15 protein-coding genes and 1 tRNA gene are annotated in these 14,575 nt (G+C 65.7%); 11 read left to right on the forward strand and 5 right to left on the reverse strand.

Annotated elements, in window-relative coordinates:
* Positions 1–211 precede the first annotated feature (211 nt).
* Positions 212–288 (forward strand) — tRNA-His (locus tag ACFSX5_RS12305).
* 19 nt (positions 289–307) lie between these two features.
* Here the strand turns inward: ACFSX5_RS12305 and ACFSX5_RS12310 are convergent.
* Both ACFSX5_RS12310 and ACFSX5_RS12315 read right to left on the reverse strand, forming a co-directional pair.
* Positions 308–2,146 (reverse strand): ubiquitin-activating E1 FCCH domain-containing protein, encoded by a 1,839-nt coding sequence (locus ACFSX5_RS12310; protein ID WP_386833784.1) that lies wholly within the window; start codon positions 2,144–2,146, stop codon positions 308–310.
* Positions 2,147–2,208: 62 nt separating this feature from the next.
* A complete protein-coding gene (locus ACFSX5_RS12315) occupies positions 2,209–2,817 on the reverse strand; it encodes a L,D-transpeptidase (RefSeq protein ID WP_386833785.1) in 609 nt (202 codons plus the stop codon).
* Between the two features lie 173 nt (positions 2,818–2,990).
* Between ACFSX5_RS12315 and ACFSX5_RS12320 the strand changes: the two genes are divergently transcribed.
* The 7 genes from ACFSX5_RS12320 to ACFSX5_RS12350 all read left to right on the forward strand — a co-directional run bounded on the left by ACFSX5_RS12320 (position 2,991) and on the right by ACFSX5_RS12350 (position 9,884).
* Positions 2,991–3,608, forward strand: a complete 618-nt coding sequence (locus ACFSX5_RS12320) for a DNA-3-methyladenine glycosylase I (protein ID WP_386833786.1) — start codon at positions 2,991–2,993, stop codon at positions 3,606–3,608.
* A gap of 335 nt (positions 3,609–3,943) precedes the next feature.
* The gene (locus ACFSX5_RS12325; RefSeq protein ID WP_386833788.1) at positions 3,944–4,204 is read left to right on the forward strand and encodes a hypothetical protein; all 261 of its coding nucleotides are present in this window, start codon (positions 3,944–3,946) and stop codon (positions 4,202–4,204) included.
* 274 nt (positions 4,205–4,478) lie between these two features.
* The gene (hisS, locus tag ACFSX5_RS12330) at positions 4,479–5,975 is read left to right on the forward strand and encodes a histidine--tRNA ligase (RefSeq protein ID WP_386833790.1); all 1,497 of its coding nucleotides are present in this window, start codon (positions 4,479–4,481) and stop codon (positions 5,973–5,975) included.
* Positions 5,976–6,108: 133 nt separating this feature from the next.
* A complete protein-coding gene (locus ACFSX5_RS12335) occupies positions 6,109–7,173 on the forward strand; it encodes an ATP phosphoribosyltransferase regulatory subunit (protein ID WP_386833791.1) in 1,065 nt (354 codons plus the stop codon).
* Positions 7,170–7,862: an ATP phosphoribosyltransferase gene (gene hisG, locus ACFSX5_RS12340; RefSeq protein ID WP_386833792.1), complete on the forward strand. Its 693-nt coding sequence runs from the start codon at positions 7,170–7,172 to the stop codon at positions 7,860–7,862. Before ACFSX5_RS12335 ends, hisG begins: the two co-directional genes overlap by 4 nt.
* Positions 7,863–7,928: 66 nt before the next feature.
* Entirely contained in the window at positions 7,929–9,128 is a 1,200-nt protein-coding gene (locus ACFSX5_RS12345; RefSeq protein ID WP_386833794.1) for a glycosyltransferase family 2 protein, read from the forward strand.
* Between the two features lie 6 nt (positions 9,129–9,134).
* On the forward strand, positions 9,135–9,884 hold the full coding sequence (locus ACFSX5_RS12350) for a TSUP family transporter (RefSeq protein ID WP_386833796.1): 750 nt from the start codon (positions 9,135–9,137) through the stop codon (positions 9,882–9,884).
* 214 nt (positions 9,885–10,098) lie between these two features.
* Here ACFSX5_RS12350 and groL read toward each other — a convergent pair whose 3' ends face one another.
* Positions 10,099–11,736, reverse strand: coding sequence for a chaperonin GroEL (gene groL, locus ACFSX5_RS12355; RefSeq protein WP_386833798.1), 1,638 nt, complete (start codon positions 11,734–11,736; stop codon positions 10,099–10,101).
* A gap of 54 nt (positions 11,737–11,790) precedes the next feature.
* Positions 11,791–12,081, reverse strand: a complete 291-nt coding sequence (locus ACFSX5_RS12360; RefSeq protein WP_386833799.1) for a co-chaperone GroES — start codon at positions 12,079–12,081, stop codon at positions 11,791–11,793.
* A gap of 152 nt (positions 12,082–12,233) precedes the next feature.
* On the opposite strand from ACFSX5_RS12360, the gene ACFSX5_RS12365 reads away from it, so the two are divergent.
* The 3 genes from ACFSX5_RS12365 (at position 12,234) to ACFSX5_RS12375 (ending at position 13,998) form a co-directional block, all read left to right on the forward strand.
* Positions 12,234–12,611, forward strand: coding sequence for a DUF427 domain-containing protein (locus tag ACFSX5_RS12365; protein WP_386833801.1), 378 nt, complete (start codon positions 12,234–12,236; stop codon positions 12,609–12,611).
* Positions 12,612–12,662: 51 nt separating this feature from the next.
* A complete protein-coding gene (locus tag ACFSX5_RS12370; protein ID WP_386833803.1) occupies positions 12,663–12,854 on the forward strand; it encodes a hypothetical protein in 192 nt (63 codons plus the stop codon).
* Positions 12,855–13,065: 211 nt separating this feature from the next.
* The gene (locus tag ACFSX5_RS12375) at positions 13,066–13,998 is read left to right on the forward strand and encodes a DMT family transporter (protein WP_386833805.1); all 933 of its coding nucleotides are present in this window, start codon (positions 13,066–13,068) and stop codon (positions 13,996–13,998) included.
* Position 13,999: 1 nt separating this feature from the next.
* Here ACFSX5_RS12375 and ACFSX5_RS12380 read toward each other — a convergent pair whose 3' ends face one another.
* Positions 14,000–14,527 (reverse strand): dihydrofolate reductase family protein, encoded by a 528-nt coding sequence (locus tag ACFSX5_RS12380; protein WP_386833806.1) that lies wholly within the window; start codon positions 14,525–14,527, stop codon positions 14,000–14,002.
* Between the last annotated feature and the right edge of the window lie 48 nt (positions 14,528–14,575).

Here is a 14,575-nt window from a genome sequence, read left to right on the forward strand (position 1 = left end):
GAGCCGGCACTTCGTAAGTTTTCTTCAATATCCCGTGGAAAAATCGGGGTCCAGTGCGGCGCTTCGATGTCCGTGCACCAATACGGCATTTGGTTAAGCGCCTTGTGAATGCCACCTGTTCGCAAGGGCAAATCGGTGCTTGTCATCGCGGCATTCCTTGCCTATGTTCCGCCCGCTTTCGCCCGGAGCCCAGCTCCCGCGAAGCCACCCTGCCGCCTTAGCTCAGTTGGTTAGAGCGCTAGATTGTGGATCTAGAGGTCCCCCGTTCGATCCGGGGAGGCGGTACCATTCTCCCTTTCCATGATTGTCAGCGCGCCACGCGCAGAGCCGAGATGTTCTGCGCGATCTGCCGGAACGCAGCAGCCAGCGCCGCGCCGTTCTCCGCAAGGTAGGCGTTCTCGGGCGTGGACGCACAGGAATTCATGAAGTTGGCGGCCGGTGTCCCGGGATTGATGCCAAAGCCGACCGTATAGACGATGATGCCGGTGGCGTCCGCCTTCATGGCGTTGCAATAGGCGCGCGCCTGATCATAGGGATCGCCGTTCGGCGCGTCGCAGTTGATCTTGTTGCCGCCGCTGCCGCTGCCGGTGTTGCGCGCCACCACGCCGTTGCAATGGACCGTGTTGAACTCGCCGTCGGTCATGATGATGGCGGCCTTGAGCAGGTTGTCGTCGCGATAAGCCGCCGGGCGCGACTCGGCCGGCCAGACATAACCGAAATTCGGCGCCAGCATGTACCACGACCACAGAACCCCCAGGCTGCCGGAGGTCGACCCATTGTCGACCAACGCATTGATGGCGTTGTGCAGCGTGGTCTTGTTTGCCGTCAGCGGCACGATCTGATGGCTGGTGCAGCCATTGCCCGATTCAGGGTAGTTCCGGCCCATCAGCGTCGTGGTCGGGGGGAGGTCCGTCGCGCCGTTGAGACCGCGCTCGGTGACGCAGTTGGTCACCGCATGCGTGGTCCAGCCGCCGCTCGTGACCGGAAAACGATAATAGGTGCAGCCTTCGGTTGCCGTCTGCCAGGTGCAGTGCAGATTGCCGCGGTTCGAAGTGTTGGTGCCGGTGCCGCTTGGCGTCGGGAATTCCGATAGCGTCAGGGTGTGGGTGGTGGCGCTGGCAACACGCAGCGTTTCGTTGTTGAGGTCGTTGATGGCGCTGTCGGTGATGAGCAGGTACTGCCCTGCGGCGTAGCCATGATTGTTGGAGGTTATCACCACGTTGCAGTCGGCATTGCTGCACTTGCGGACCTTGCCGCCCCAGAAGTACCAGCTGTAGCTGCTGCTGTTGACGCCCTGCAACTGGAAGGTGCGGTTGGTTCGGTTGGTGACGCGATAGGCTCGGTTGTTGATTTGGGACATGCCGCTCACGCCCCAGAGATAAACCCAGTCTCCGTTGGCAAAACCGTGATCCACCGAGGTTTCCACTGTTGCCAGGTTCGAACGGGAAATGCTCGAGATGTCACGGACAGTGGTGTTTGCCATCCAGCTGATGTTGCTGATGCCCTTCGGCCCGCGGATCGGGCCGCGCAGGGCGGTGGCGTAGGTGCCGGCGTTGACCGCCTGCGAATAGGGCACCAGCGCCATCTTGGTGTAGTTCGGCGTCTGCACATCCTGCACCACCGCGTCAACGAGTTCCCGCACGGCGGCCTTGAGGTCGATCAGGGGTTGGCCGCGCATCGAGCCGGTGACGTCGAGCGCCACCGAGACTTCGACGTCCACCGCTCCGCGAACCACTTCGGAGGCAAAGGCCGCACCCAACTTCCTGACGCCGACAAGCTGGACGAAATAGGTCGGCATCTCGAAACTGCCGCTCAGCCGCAGCCGGCCGTTCTCCTGGTCGATCACCGGCTCATTGATGGTCAGCGAGATACGGCTGTCATTGCCGATCTGCTCGTTCACCAGCGCCAGCGCTTGTTCACGGATCGAGTCGGGTGTGGCTGTGGCTCTGTTGATCTGCGGCTGGAGCGCCAGGGCCGCTGCGTCCAGGGCGATCTGTGCGCGGTTACGGGCCTGTTCCAGCGACACATAGTCGACCACGGCTCCGCCGACCGCCACCAGCACGATGGCCATCAGCCCGAAGATAACCGCGAATACCCCGCGCTCGTCCGCGACGAAACGCCGGATCAGACTGGAGGGAAGTCGCATTTGCCCCACCGCAACACCTCGTGCCCGTCAGGCGGGCACCGGCGCAGTCTGGCGAAGAGTCGTTAGGAAATAACGACCACCTTGGTGTTAAGTTGGACGCGGTCGTAAAGGTCGATGACATCTTCGTTGGTCATGCGAATGCAGCCCGAAGACACGTTCTGGCCGATGCTCCAGGGCTCGTTGGTGCCGTGGATACGGTAGAGGGTCGAGCCCAGGTAAAGTGCTCTGGCGCCTAGAGGATTGTTGATGCCACCGGGCATGTGCGAGGGCAGGCCCGGCTGGCGGCGGCGCATTTCAGCCGGCGGGGTCCAGCTTGGCCACTCCGCCTTGCGGGTGACGCGATGGGTGCCGCGCCACTCGAAGCCCTCGCGCGCAACGCCGATGCCGTAGCGCAGGGCGCGGCCGTCACCGAGGACGAAATAGAGAAAGTGCGCGCGGGTATCGACCACGATGGTGCCGCTGCGCTCGGTGGTGGGGTACTGCACCACCTGGCGCAGATAGACCGGATGAACCTGCGTATTCGCCCGCAGCATCAAAGGGTTACTTGGGGCGCCCTGGGTGATGATCACCCCCGTCGGCGGGGCGAAACGCCACTGTTGCGCGAAGGTGGGGGTGACACTCGCCACCACCAGCACAGCCGCGAGTACCAACCGTCCGACCAGGCCAACCATCGTTCTGCTCCGCTTCTGGATCGGCGGTACTATGCTTGGCGGCGACCAACGCGCCGTGAATCGATGTGGTTAGCGGGTGGTGAAACCGGCACTGCTGCTGACACGATCTGACGGGTTGCGGCGACAATCCGGCTGCGTTCCGTTACCACCCCCGCCGCGTTCTGGAGATCTGCATGACAAACCAGCACGATTCGTTGCCACGCTGCCCCTGGGCCGGGGACGACACGCTCTACCGGCACTACCACGACCACGAATGGGGCCGGCCGGTGGTGGACGATACGCGACTGTTCGAAAAGATCTGCCTCGAGGGATTCCAGTCGGGGCTGAGCTGGATCACCATCCTCAGAAAGCGCGACCGCTTCCGCGAGATCTTCCACGGCTTTTCGATCGAGCGGGTGGCGCGGATGGACGAGCGCGACGTCGAGCGGCTGCTCGCCGACCCCGGCATCATCCGCCACCGCGGCAAGATCGAAGCGACCATCAACAATGCCGCGCGCACGCTCGAGGTGCAGCGCGAGTTCGGCTCGCTCGCGGCTTATGTCTGGCGCTTCGAGCCGAAGCCCGAGCATCGGCCGGATGATCTGAGCTGGCAGGCGATCCGCGCGCTGGCGCAGACCGACGCCTCGCGCGCCCTCAGCAAGGATCTGCGCAAGCGCGGCTTCGCCTTTGTCGGCCCCACCACCTGCTATGCCTTCATGCAGGCCATGGGGCTGGTGAACGATCATGTGGAAGGCTGCTTCTGCCGCGACGAGGTCGAGGCTGAGCGGCAGAAGCTGGCTCGCCCGGGATAGCTGTGGCAGATCTGCCACGGGTCGGAGGCGCTGCGACAATCTGTCCTTTTGTTGCTTGCGGCTCACGGCTTCGTGAGCTAGAAGCGCTTCGTCCACAACTGCCAACCCCAGGGAGGCGCTACATGACCAAGCTCTGCGTACTCCGTCAGGGACCTTTCAAAGGCACTTGGCACCGAAACTGACACCCGACGTGTCTTCTTCGGCGGCCCTTCTTCCGGACGCTTCCTGACCACAACCACCTGAGCCGAAACCGGGTCGCGCCACGACTCCGTCTCCGGTTCTGTTTCCATCTCTGACCAAGGGACCGGTGCGCGTCATGGCGGCCGGACAAGCAAATGACCTATGACGCGATCGACTCGCGCAGCGTGGTGCTGCGCCTCGAATTCTCCATTGCCGATGCCGTGCACCAGCGCGGTCTCGTGCCGGTGCTGACCGCAGCGCTGGCGGCCTGGTGGAACCGGCCGCGGCTGCCCGCCCATCTTCCCGCCTACCTCAGGGCCGATCTCGGCCTGCCCCCGGCGGCAGAAGCGGCACACTGGACCGATGTTCACAACGGCATCGCCATGCCTGCCCCCCTCAGGAGGCCCGGCATGTAGGGCAGGGGAGGCCGGTTCGCCGGCCTCCCTCTCCCGGGTAAACCCCTCACCCGGTAGACCCCTCACCCTAGCCCTCTCCCCAGAGGGGCGAGGGGACGATGTGGCCGTTGCGGTGCAGAGCATTGGCATCGCACTGCCGGCTCCTGCGTCCCCTCGCCCCTCTGGGGAGAGGGTCAGGGTGAGGGGACTCTCCACGCCCCCGAGGCCACCACATGCCCCTGTTGCCGCTCGTCCCCCGATCCGCTAGGAACGGCGCGACTTTCCAGGACCAATGATGACCGACAAGACCAAGCTCATCGTGCCGCGCCTGCCGCGTGGCTTCGAGGATCGCGACGCGGGCGAGATCGCTGCCGTGGGCGCCATGATCGACAAGATCAAGCAGGTCTATCATCGCTACGGGTTCGACCCGGTCGAAACCCCGCTGTTCGAGTTCACCGAGACGCTCGGCAAGTTCCTGCCCGATACCGACCGGCCCAATGCCGGCGTGTTCTCGCTGCAGGACGACGACGAGCAGTGGCTGAGCCTGCGCTACGACCTGACGGCGCCGCTCGCCCGCTATTTCGCCGAGAATTTTGAGACCCTGCCCAAGCCCTACCGCTCCTACCGGCAGGGTTACGTGTTCCGCAACGAAAAGCCCGGTCCCGGCCGTTTCCGCCAGTTCATGCAGTTCGATGCCGACACGGTTGGCGCGCCCGGTCCCGAGGCGGATGCCGAGATGTGCATGATGATGGCCGACGTCATGGACGCCCTCGGCCTCGCTGGCCAGTACGTGGTGCGGGTGAACAACCGCAAGGTGCTGGACGGCGTGCTCGCCGCTGCCGGTGTCGAGACCGACGAGCAGAAGCTCACCGTCCTCCGCGCCATAGACAAGCTCGACAAGTTCGGTCCCGAAGGCGTCCGTCTCCTCCTCGGCGCGGGCCGCAAGGACGAGTCCGGCGACTTCACCAAGGGCGCAGGTCTCGCCGAGACGCAGATTGAGCCGATCCTCGCTTATGTCGACAGCGGTGTCCCTACCGAAGGCGTGGAACGCGGCAGCAACGAGCACGTCATTGCCACCATCAACACCCTCGCCGGGTTGATCGGCGGGTCCGAGACCGGCCTTGCCGGCGTGCAGGAACTGGCCTCGATCTTCGGCCTCGTCAGCGCCGCCGGCTTTGGCGGCCGCGTCATCCTTGACCCCTCCGTGGTCCGCGGCCTCGAATACTATACCGGCCCCGTCTTCGAGATCGAACTCACCTTCAAGGTGCAGAATGAGAAGGGACAGGACGTGGTGTTCGGCTCCGTCGGTGGCGGTGGCCGCTATGACGGGCTGGTCTCGCGCTTCCGTCGCGAGCCGGTGCCGGCAACCGGCTTCTCCATCGGCGTGTCGCGCCTTGCCAATGCGCTGAAGCTCACCGGCAATCTCGGCGCCACCCAGCCCGTCGGTCCGGTGGTGGTCCTCGTCATGGATAAGGACCAGACCGCTGGTTACCAGGCGATGGTCTCCGAACTGCGCAATGCCGGCATCCGTGCCGAGATGTTCCTCGGCCAGACCAAGAATTTCGGCAAGCAGGTCGCCTATGCCGACAAGCGCAATGCGCCGGCAGTGATCATCGAGGGCTCCGACGAGCGGGCCCGCGGCGTGGTGCAGATCAAGGACCTCGTCGCCGGAAAACAGGCCGCCGCCGAGATCACCGACAACGCCGAGTGGAAAGCCGCGCGTCCGGGGCAGTTCGAGGTGGACCGCTCAGAATTGCTGTCGGCGATCCAGAAGCTGCTGAGTGAGCAGTGATGCCTTGGCGCCTCAGTAGACCTCATGGTGAGCCTGTCGAACCACGAGGTCGTGCGCTGGATGGTGCCACGACCTCGTCCTTCGACAAGCTCAGGATGAGGTCTCGGAGCGCACGGTTCGCGGAGAGCGTGGCATGACCAACGCCGCCATGCGCCGCTCGCAGCTCGAGTCCCTTGTCGAAGCGCAGGGTGGCTGTCGCGCTACGCCGCCGCTGTTGTTGCCGGCCGGGCCTTATTTCGATCTTGCCGGCGAGGAGTTCGGCCGCCGGCTGCTGCTGACCACCGATGCTTCGGGCGAGGAGTATTGCCTCCGCCCCGACTTTACCCTGCCGATCGCCACCGATTACATCGCCAATGGCGACCGCCGGCCGGCGGCGTTCAGCTATCTCGGTCCGATCTTCCGCCAGCGCGCCGGCAAGCCGGCCGAGTTCGATCAGGCCGGGATCGAACTCCTCGCGCAGCCGGACGGGGAAGTGGCGCTCGACCAGGTGTTCACCTTCGCCCGCGCGGCGCTGTCGATCTATGGCATCGTTCCGCAGGTGCTGCTGGGCGGCGTCGGCCTGTTCGAGGCGCTGTTGGCGCAGGCCGACATGCCCGAGGCCTGGCGCTCGCGCATCCGCCACCGCTTCGGCCACCCCGAAGCCATGGACCGGCTGCTCACGCGGCTGGAACAGGCGCCGGACGCGCCCCGCCGTGAGCAGCCCTCGCGGGAGGAACTGGTGGAGGACGTCACCGCCCGCATGGTGTCGGCCGGCCTCAGCCTCTCCGACGGGCGGACCCCCGAAGAGATCGCCGACCGCTTCCTCGAGCAACAGGCGCTCGATGCTGCACAGGTTCCGGCCGCGACCCTGAAGCTGCTGCGTCAGTATCTCGCCATCCGCGGCGACGCCATGGCGGCGCTGCGCGAGATCGAAGCCCTCGGCGAACGCCATCGGCTGTTTCTCGGCGCCCCCATCCGGGCGCTGCGGCGCCACCTCGACAGCCTGGGCGAGGCGCGTATCTCCTTCGACGCCAGCTTCTCCCCGCGCCTCGACTATTACACCGGCATCGTCTTCGAGATGCGCGGGCAGGGGGATACCATCCTCGTTTCCGGCGGCCAGTATGACCGGCTGCTGGAGCGGCTGGGCGCTACCGCCCCGATCGCCGCTGCCGGCTGTGCCCTGTGGGTCGACCGGCTGGAAGCGGAGTGGCCGAAATGACCCTCACCCTTGCCTTGCCCTCCAAGGGCCGCCTCGAAGAACAGGCGCGCGACTGGTTCGCCGCCCGCGGCCTCACCATCGAGCGGCCCGGCGGCGCCCGTTCCTATCTCGGCAGCATCGCCGGGGTGCCCGATGTCACCGTGCGCTTCTATCCGGCGAGCGAGATTGCCCGCGAACTGATCCGCGGCACCATCGACCTCGGTATCACCGGGCGCGACCTGATCCACGAGACCAGCGAAGCCGGGCCTGACGCGGTGCGCTTCGCGGCCGAACTCGGCTTCGGCCATGCCGATGTGGTCGTCGCCGTCCCTGAGGCCTGGATCGACGTCACGCATATGCACGACCTCGCCGACGTCGCCTCCGACTTCCGCTCGCGCCACGGCCGCTGGCTGCGGGTGGCGACCAAATACATCACCATCACCCGCCAGTTCTTCGCCCGCGCCGGGATCGCGGAATACCGGATCGTGGAAAGCCTCGGCGCCACCGAGGCGGCGCCGGCCGCAGGTGTCGCGGACGTCGTGGTGGACATCACCTCAACCGGCTCCACCCTGACCGCAAACGGGCTGCGTGTGCTTGAGGACGGGGTGATGCTGAAGAGCCAGGCCTGTCTCGTCGTTTCCCGCACGGCCAACTGGGCCCCGGAGAGCACGGCGCAGCTCGAAACGCTGCTGGCGCGCCTCGAGACCTGAGCCCCGCATTGCACCCGCCGCTCCCCTGGGGCACAAGATCAGCGATTCTGTCGCGGGAGAGCGTGGGTGGCCCCTGAGCTCGAACTCACCATCCTGATGCCCTGCCTCAACGAGGCCGAAACCCTCGCCACCTGCATCGGCAAGGCGCAAGGCTTCCTTGCCCGCACCGGCATAGCGGGCGAGATCCTGATCGCCGACAACGGCTCGACCGATGGCTCGCAGGACATCGCCCGTGCCGCCGGCGCCCGCGTGGTAAGCGTCACCGAGCGCGGCTATGGCGCTGCCCTTGCCGGGGGCATCGCCGCCGCCCGCGGCCGCTACGTCATCATGGGCGATGCCGACGACAGCTACGATTTCGCCCATCTGGACGCTTTTGTCGCCGCTCTGCGCGATGGCGCCGACCTCGTGATGGGCAACCGATTCCGCGGCGGCATCGCACCGGGCGCCATGCCCTGGCATCACCGTTATCTCGGCAATCCGGTGCTGAGCTCGGTCGGCCGACTGTTCTTCCGCACCCCGATCGGCGATTTCCATTGCGGGTTGCGTGGCTTCTCGCGCGCCGCGGTGCTCGGGCTCAACCTGCGCACCAGCGGCATGGAATACGCCTCCGAAATGGTGGTGAAGGCGACGCTGGCGCAGCTCGACCTGCGCGAAGTGCCGACCACGCTTTCGCCAGACGGGCGTTCGCGGGCGCCGCATCTGCGCTCCTTCCGCGATGGCTGGCGGCACCTGCGCTTCCTGCTGCTGTTCTCGCCGCGCTGGCTGTTCCTCTACCCCGGCATTGCCCTCCTGTGGCTCGGGCTGGTGGTCGGGGCCGTGCTGCTGCCGGGTCCGGTGCGCTATGGCTCGGTTACCTTCGACATCCACACCCTGCTCATTGCCAGCCTGTTCGTGATCATGGGCGTTCAATCCATCGCCTTCGCCATCATCGGCCGGCGCTTCGCCTCCCGCTATGGCTTCATTCCCCCATCCGGCACATATGGGCGCCTGCTCGAATCGCTGACCCTGGAGCGGGTGCTGCTTGCGGCGCTGGTGCTGATGGGCGCGGGCGTCGCCGGGCTCGTCTGGGGCGTGGCCGAATGGGCCGATCGCGGCTTCGGCCATCTCAACCCCTCCACCACGCTGCGGCCGCTGATCGTTGCCACCACGGCGCTGGTCTGCGGCTTTCAACTGATGATGAGCGGCTTCATGTCGTCGATGATCAACATCCCGATCTATGAGCGCCGCGTCACCGATCCCCTGCCACCGGACAACCCCACGGCCTAGCCCATCATGCTCGATCCTCTGGTTCTTCTTGCCCTTGCCGGCGTCGGCATGCTGGCAGGCTTCGTCGATGCCATTGCCGGCGGCGGCGGCATGATCGCGCTGCCGGCGCTGCTTTCGGCCGGCCTGCCGCCGGTGGCCGCGCTTGCCACCAACAAGATGCAGTCGGTGGTGGGCACCGGCATGGCGGCGCTGACCTATTGGCGGCGCGGCTTCGTCGATCTCAAGGCGCTGATCCCGGCGATCCTGTTCACCTATGCCGGCAGCCTCATCGGGGCACTGGTGGTGCGCCAGGCCGATACCAGCCTCCTGGAGATCGCGGTGCCGGTGGCGCTGATCGCCATCGCGCTCTATTTCCTGTTCGCGCCCAATCTCAGCGATGCCGATCGGGCGGCGCGGCTGACGTTCCGGCTGTTCGTCCCAGTGATGGGGCTGCTGATCGGCTTTTACGACGGCATTTTCGGCCCCGGCACCGGCTCGTTCTTCACCATCGGCTTCGTGGTGCTGTTCGGGCTGGGGCTGACCAAGGCGTCGGGCAGCACCAAGGCGCTGAACCTCACTTCGAACCTAGCCGCGCTCACCATCTTCATTCCGGCGGGGGACGTGGTCTGGCCGGCTGCGGTGGCCATGGCCACCGGGCAGTTGATCGGCGGTTATCTGGGGGCGCGTACCGGTATCCGCTATGGCGCGCGGGTCATCCGGCCGCTGGTGGTGGTGGTGTCGATCGCCCTGGCGATCCGGCTGCTGCTGTTCCCGTAGGCGATGAAAAAGGCGCGGTGTTTCCACCGCGCCTTTCCACGAAGTCCGCAACTGGGAAGAAACGAGCTTCGAAGTCCTTGTTGGGCTGGGGCGCGCAGCAACCATGGCGGCAAGGCCGGCCGGCCGTTGGCCGCCCCCGCGGAGGGCCAGCGGTCGGAAGTCCTCCGACCGCGACCCGGTCCGTGAGCGCAGGAAACTCTGATCCGCTAGCGGATCAGAAATCCATGCCGCCCATACCGCCCATGCCGCCGCCCGGAGCTGCCGGAGCCGCTTCCTTGGGGGCCTCGACGACGGTGGCTTCGGTGGTGACCAGCAGCGAGGCGACGGAAGCCGCATCCTCGAGAGCGGTACGGACCACCTTCACCGGGTCGATCACGCCGAGGGCGACCAGGTCGCCATACTCGCCGGTCGCGGCGTTGTAGCCGAACGAAGCAGCCGAGTTCTCGAGGATCTTGCCGACCACGACCGAGCCTTCGGCACCGGCATTGTTGGCGATGCAGCGCACCGGCTCCTGCAGGGCGCGGCGGACGATGGAGATGCCGGCTTCCTGGTCGGCGTTCGCACCCTTGACGGTGAGAGCTGAGGAGGCGCGCAGCAAGGCCACGCCACCACCGGGCACGATGCCTTCTTCAACGGCGGCGCGGGTGGCGTTCAGGGCGTCATCGACGCGGTCCTTGCGCTCCTTCACCTCGACTTCGGTCGAGCCGCCGACGCGGATGACGGCAACGCCACCGGCGAGCTTGGCCAGGCGTTCCTGCAGCTTCTCGCGGTCGTAGTCCGAGGTGGTTTCCTCGATCTGCGCCTTGATCTGACCAACGCGGCCCTGGATGTCTTCCTGGGTGCCGGCGCCGTCGACGATGGTGGTGTTCTCCTTGGTGATCTCGACGCGCTTGGCGGTGCCCAGCATGTCGATGGTCACGTTCTCGAGCTTGATGCCGAGTTCTTCGGAGATGACCTGGCCACCGGTCAGGATGGCGATGTCTTCGAGCATTGCCTTGCGGCGGTCACCGAAGCCCGGAGCCTTGACGGCAGCGACCTTGAGGCCGCCACGCAGACGGTTCACCACGAGGGTGGCCAGGGCTTCGCCCTCGATGTCCTCGGCGATGATCAGCAGCGGGCGCTGCGACTGCACGACGGATTCGAGGATCGGCAGGATGGCCTGCAGGTTCGAGAGCTTCTTTTCGTGCAGCAGGATGACGGGGTCCTCGAGGACGGCCGTCATCTTCTCGGCATTGGTGACGAAGTAGGGCGACAGGTACCCGCGGTCGAACTGCATGCCTTCAACGACGTCGAGCTCGGTCTCGGCGGTCTTGGCTTCCTCGACGGTGATCACACCCTCGTTGCCGACCTTCTGCATGGCCTCGGCGATCATGTCGCCGATTTCCTTCTCGCCATTGGCGGAGATGGTGCCGACCTGGGCGACTTCGGCCGAAGAGGTGATCTTCTTGGACGAGGCCTTGAGGTTGGAAACGACTTCGCCGACGGCGAGGTCGATACCGCGCTTCAGGTCCATCGGGTTGAAGCCGGCGGCGACGGCCTTGATGCCTTCGACGACGATGGCCTGGCCGAGAACGGTGGCGGTGGTGGTGCCGTCACCGGCGATGTCGTTGGTCTTGGAGGCGACCGAACGCAGCAGCTGGGCGCCGAGGTTCTCGAACTTGTCTTCCAGTTCGATTTCCTTGGCGACGGAGACGCCGTCCTTGGTGATGCGCGGAGCGCCGAACGACTTCTCGATGACGACGTTGCGGCCCTTCGGACCGAGCGTGACCTTCACCGCATTGGCGAGGACGTTCACGCCGCGCAGCATCTTCTCGCGGGCGTCGGTAGAGAACTTGACTTCTTTGGCGGCCATGACTGGCTCCCTAGATGTTCTGGGTTGATACGGAAAAGGGCGCGAGAGAGCCGGTTAGCCCTCGATCACGCCCATGATGTCGGATTCCTTCATGATCAGCAGGTCTTCGCCGTTCAGCTTGACCTCGGTGCCGCTCCACTTGCCGAACAGCACGCGGTCACCGGCCTTGACGTCCGGGGTGATGATCTTGCCGGAGTCGTCGCGGGCACCGGGGCCCACGGAGACGATCACGCCCTCGGAGGGCTTTTCCTTGGCGGTATCGGGGATGATGATCCCGCCCTTGGTCTTTTCTTCGCTGTCGACGCGGCGGACGACCACGCGGTCGTGGAGAGGACGGAAGCCCATGATTGCTCCTTGTGGCATCAATACTGGCAATTTCACGGCTGTTAGCACTCGCATGAAGTGAGTGCTAACAACGACCTCGGCGATATAGGAGCGCCCCCGGAGCGAGTCAAGGACCCGTGAACTCGCTCCCGCATTCGCGCGTTGAGCACCGAATGCAATCAGCAACTTGGCAGGTCCACATGACGGATAGCGACGTCTTCATCCGCCCGGTTTCGGGCCGCGCTCATGTCTCCTTCGATGGCGCCGAAATCGGCAGTTCCCTCAACGCCCTGGAACTGCACCAGCCTGGCGCCCCGGTGCGCATCTACTTCCCGCGTGACGACATCCAGCCCGGCATCCTCGAACTCTCCGAAACCCGCGGCACCGACCCGGTGCTGGGCGAGATCCACTACAGCACCATCAAGACCCTGACCGCCACCGGACCCGACCAGGCCTGGTTCCATCCCGAGCCGCCGGCCGAGTTCGCCGATCTGACGGACCTCATCGCCTTCTCGGGTGATCGCATCGAACACCGCTTTTCCGAGGTCTGATCCGCCGGCACCCTCTTCCCCCGGCACGACCCCTGCGGCATAAGGGCCTCCATGACAGACTCCCCGAACTACCAGATCAAGCTCCGCCGCACCGGCGGCATGGGTGCCAACGCCAACTGGCACTGGGAAATCCACGACGCCGACGGCAAGGTGATCAAGACCGGCAGCGCCGTCGGCCCCGAACACAAGGCCTTCGCGACCGCCCGTATCGCCAAGGAAAAGCTGGAACAATCCGGCCGCTGAGGCGGGATGCTCCCAACGAGCTAGCGGTGGCTGTGGATGGGCCGGCACCCCCACCCTTGATCCCTTCCCACAAGGGGGAGGGAGACGATGAACACCGGCACCGTGGCTCCTGCGCCTCCCTCCCCTCGATGGGGAGGGAATGAGGGTGGGGTGGGGCCTCGCGCACCAGCCTTGCAGGTGCGGCTCCTAGCCGACGGAAGACCACGAAGCCGTGACCCCCACCAGAACCCAGCCTCTGCGCGGCATCGCCCTCAAGATACTCTCCGTCTGCGCCTTCGTGGTGATGGCGACGCTGCTCAAGGCGACGGCCACCATTCCGGCAGGGGAGATGGTGTTCTTCCGCTCCTTCTTCGCGCTGCTGCCGGTCTTTGCCATGCTGATCTGGCAGCGACGGATCGCCGATGCGTTCCGCACCAGGCGGCCGATGCGCCACTTCGTGCGCGGGCTGATCGGCGTCATGTCGATGGGCTCCGGCTTCTTTGCCCTGACCCGCCTGCCGCTGCCCGAGGCCACTGCCATCGGCTATGCCTCGCCGCTCTTGATCGTTGCCATCGGCGCCCTGCTCCTGCGCGAGCGGGTGCATGCCTTCCGCTGGACCGCGGTGCTGGTGGGGCTCGCCGGAGTGCTGATCATCCTCGTGCCGCGCTTTTCGGTGCTGACATCGGGCGCCGCGCTCGATGGCGAGGCCGTGGGTGCGATCGCCGCGCTTTCGGGCGCGGTCCTCTCCGCCTTTGCCATGCTGCAGGTGCGCAATCTGGTCCAGACCGAGCGCACCGAAGCCATCGTCACCTACTTCTTCATCAGCGCCAGCCTCCTGTCGCTTCTGACCATCCCCTTCGGCTGGGTCTGGCCCACGCCGGAACAGGCCGCACTGCTGATCGGCGCCGGCATCGCCGGTGGCGTCGGCCAGCTATTGATGACCGCCTGCTACCGCTATGCCGACATGTCGGTGATCGCGCCGTTCGAATATGTCTCGCTGCTGCTCACCATCATCATCGGCTTCTTCGTCTTCGGCGATGTACCCACCGCAACCATGCTCGTGGGCGCGCTGGTGATCGTCGGATCCGGCATCGCCGTGATCCTGCGCGAGCACTATCTCGGTCTTGATCGCCGCAACGCCCGCAGCGCCACGCCGCCCCAATAGCTCAGCCGAAGCGGTAGTGCAGGCGCACGCAGCCCTTGCTCATCTCTTTGGCCGAGATCAACGTCGGCGAGGCCCGGAAGCCGGTGGCCGGGAACAGCGGCGCGCCGCCGCCGATGATCTCGGGGATCACGTAGATCTCCAGTTCATCGAGCGCCCCGCGCTCCATGAAGGCCATCTGCAGCCGCCCGCCGCCGAGCATCCACACATCGCCATCGTCGAGCGCCCGCAACTCGGCAATCAGCGCATCGATGTCGGATCGGATTTCGAGCGGCCCCTTCGGATCTTCGATCGGAGAGTGCGTCACCACGATGGTGCGCTGGTCCTGGTAGGCCCATGGACCCGGCTCGGCGGCGACCCAGTCATAGGTCGCGCGTCCCATCACCACCGTGCGGATGCGCTTGATGAAGGTGCGGTAGTCGTGCTCGCCGAGGTCCATGTCGTCATACTTGAACAGCCAGTCGAGGCTGCCGTTCTGGTCGACGATGAAGCCATCGAGGCTGGCGGCGATGTATCCGAGAATTCGGGCCATGGGCGTGCTCCTTGCTGGAGCCGTCGTCTAGGCCCGGCCGCTGTCAGC

The sequence above is a fragment of the Devosia albogilva genome (assembly GCF_042685625.1).
GTDB lineage: Bacteria > Pseudomonadota > Alphaproteobacteria > Rhizobiales > Devosiaceae > Devosia > Devosia albogilva.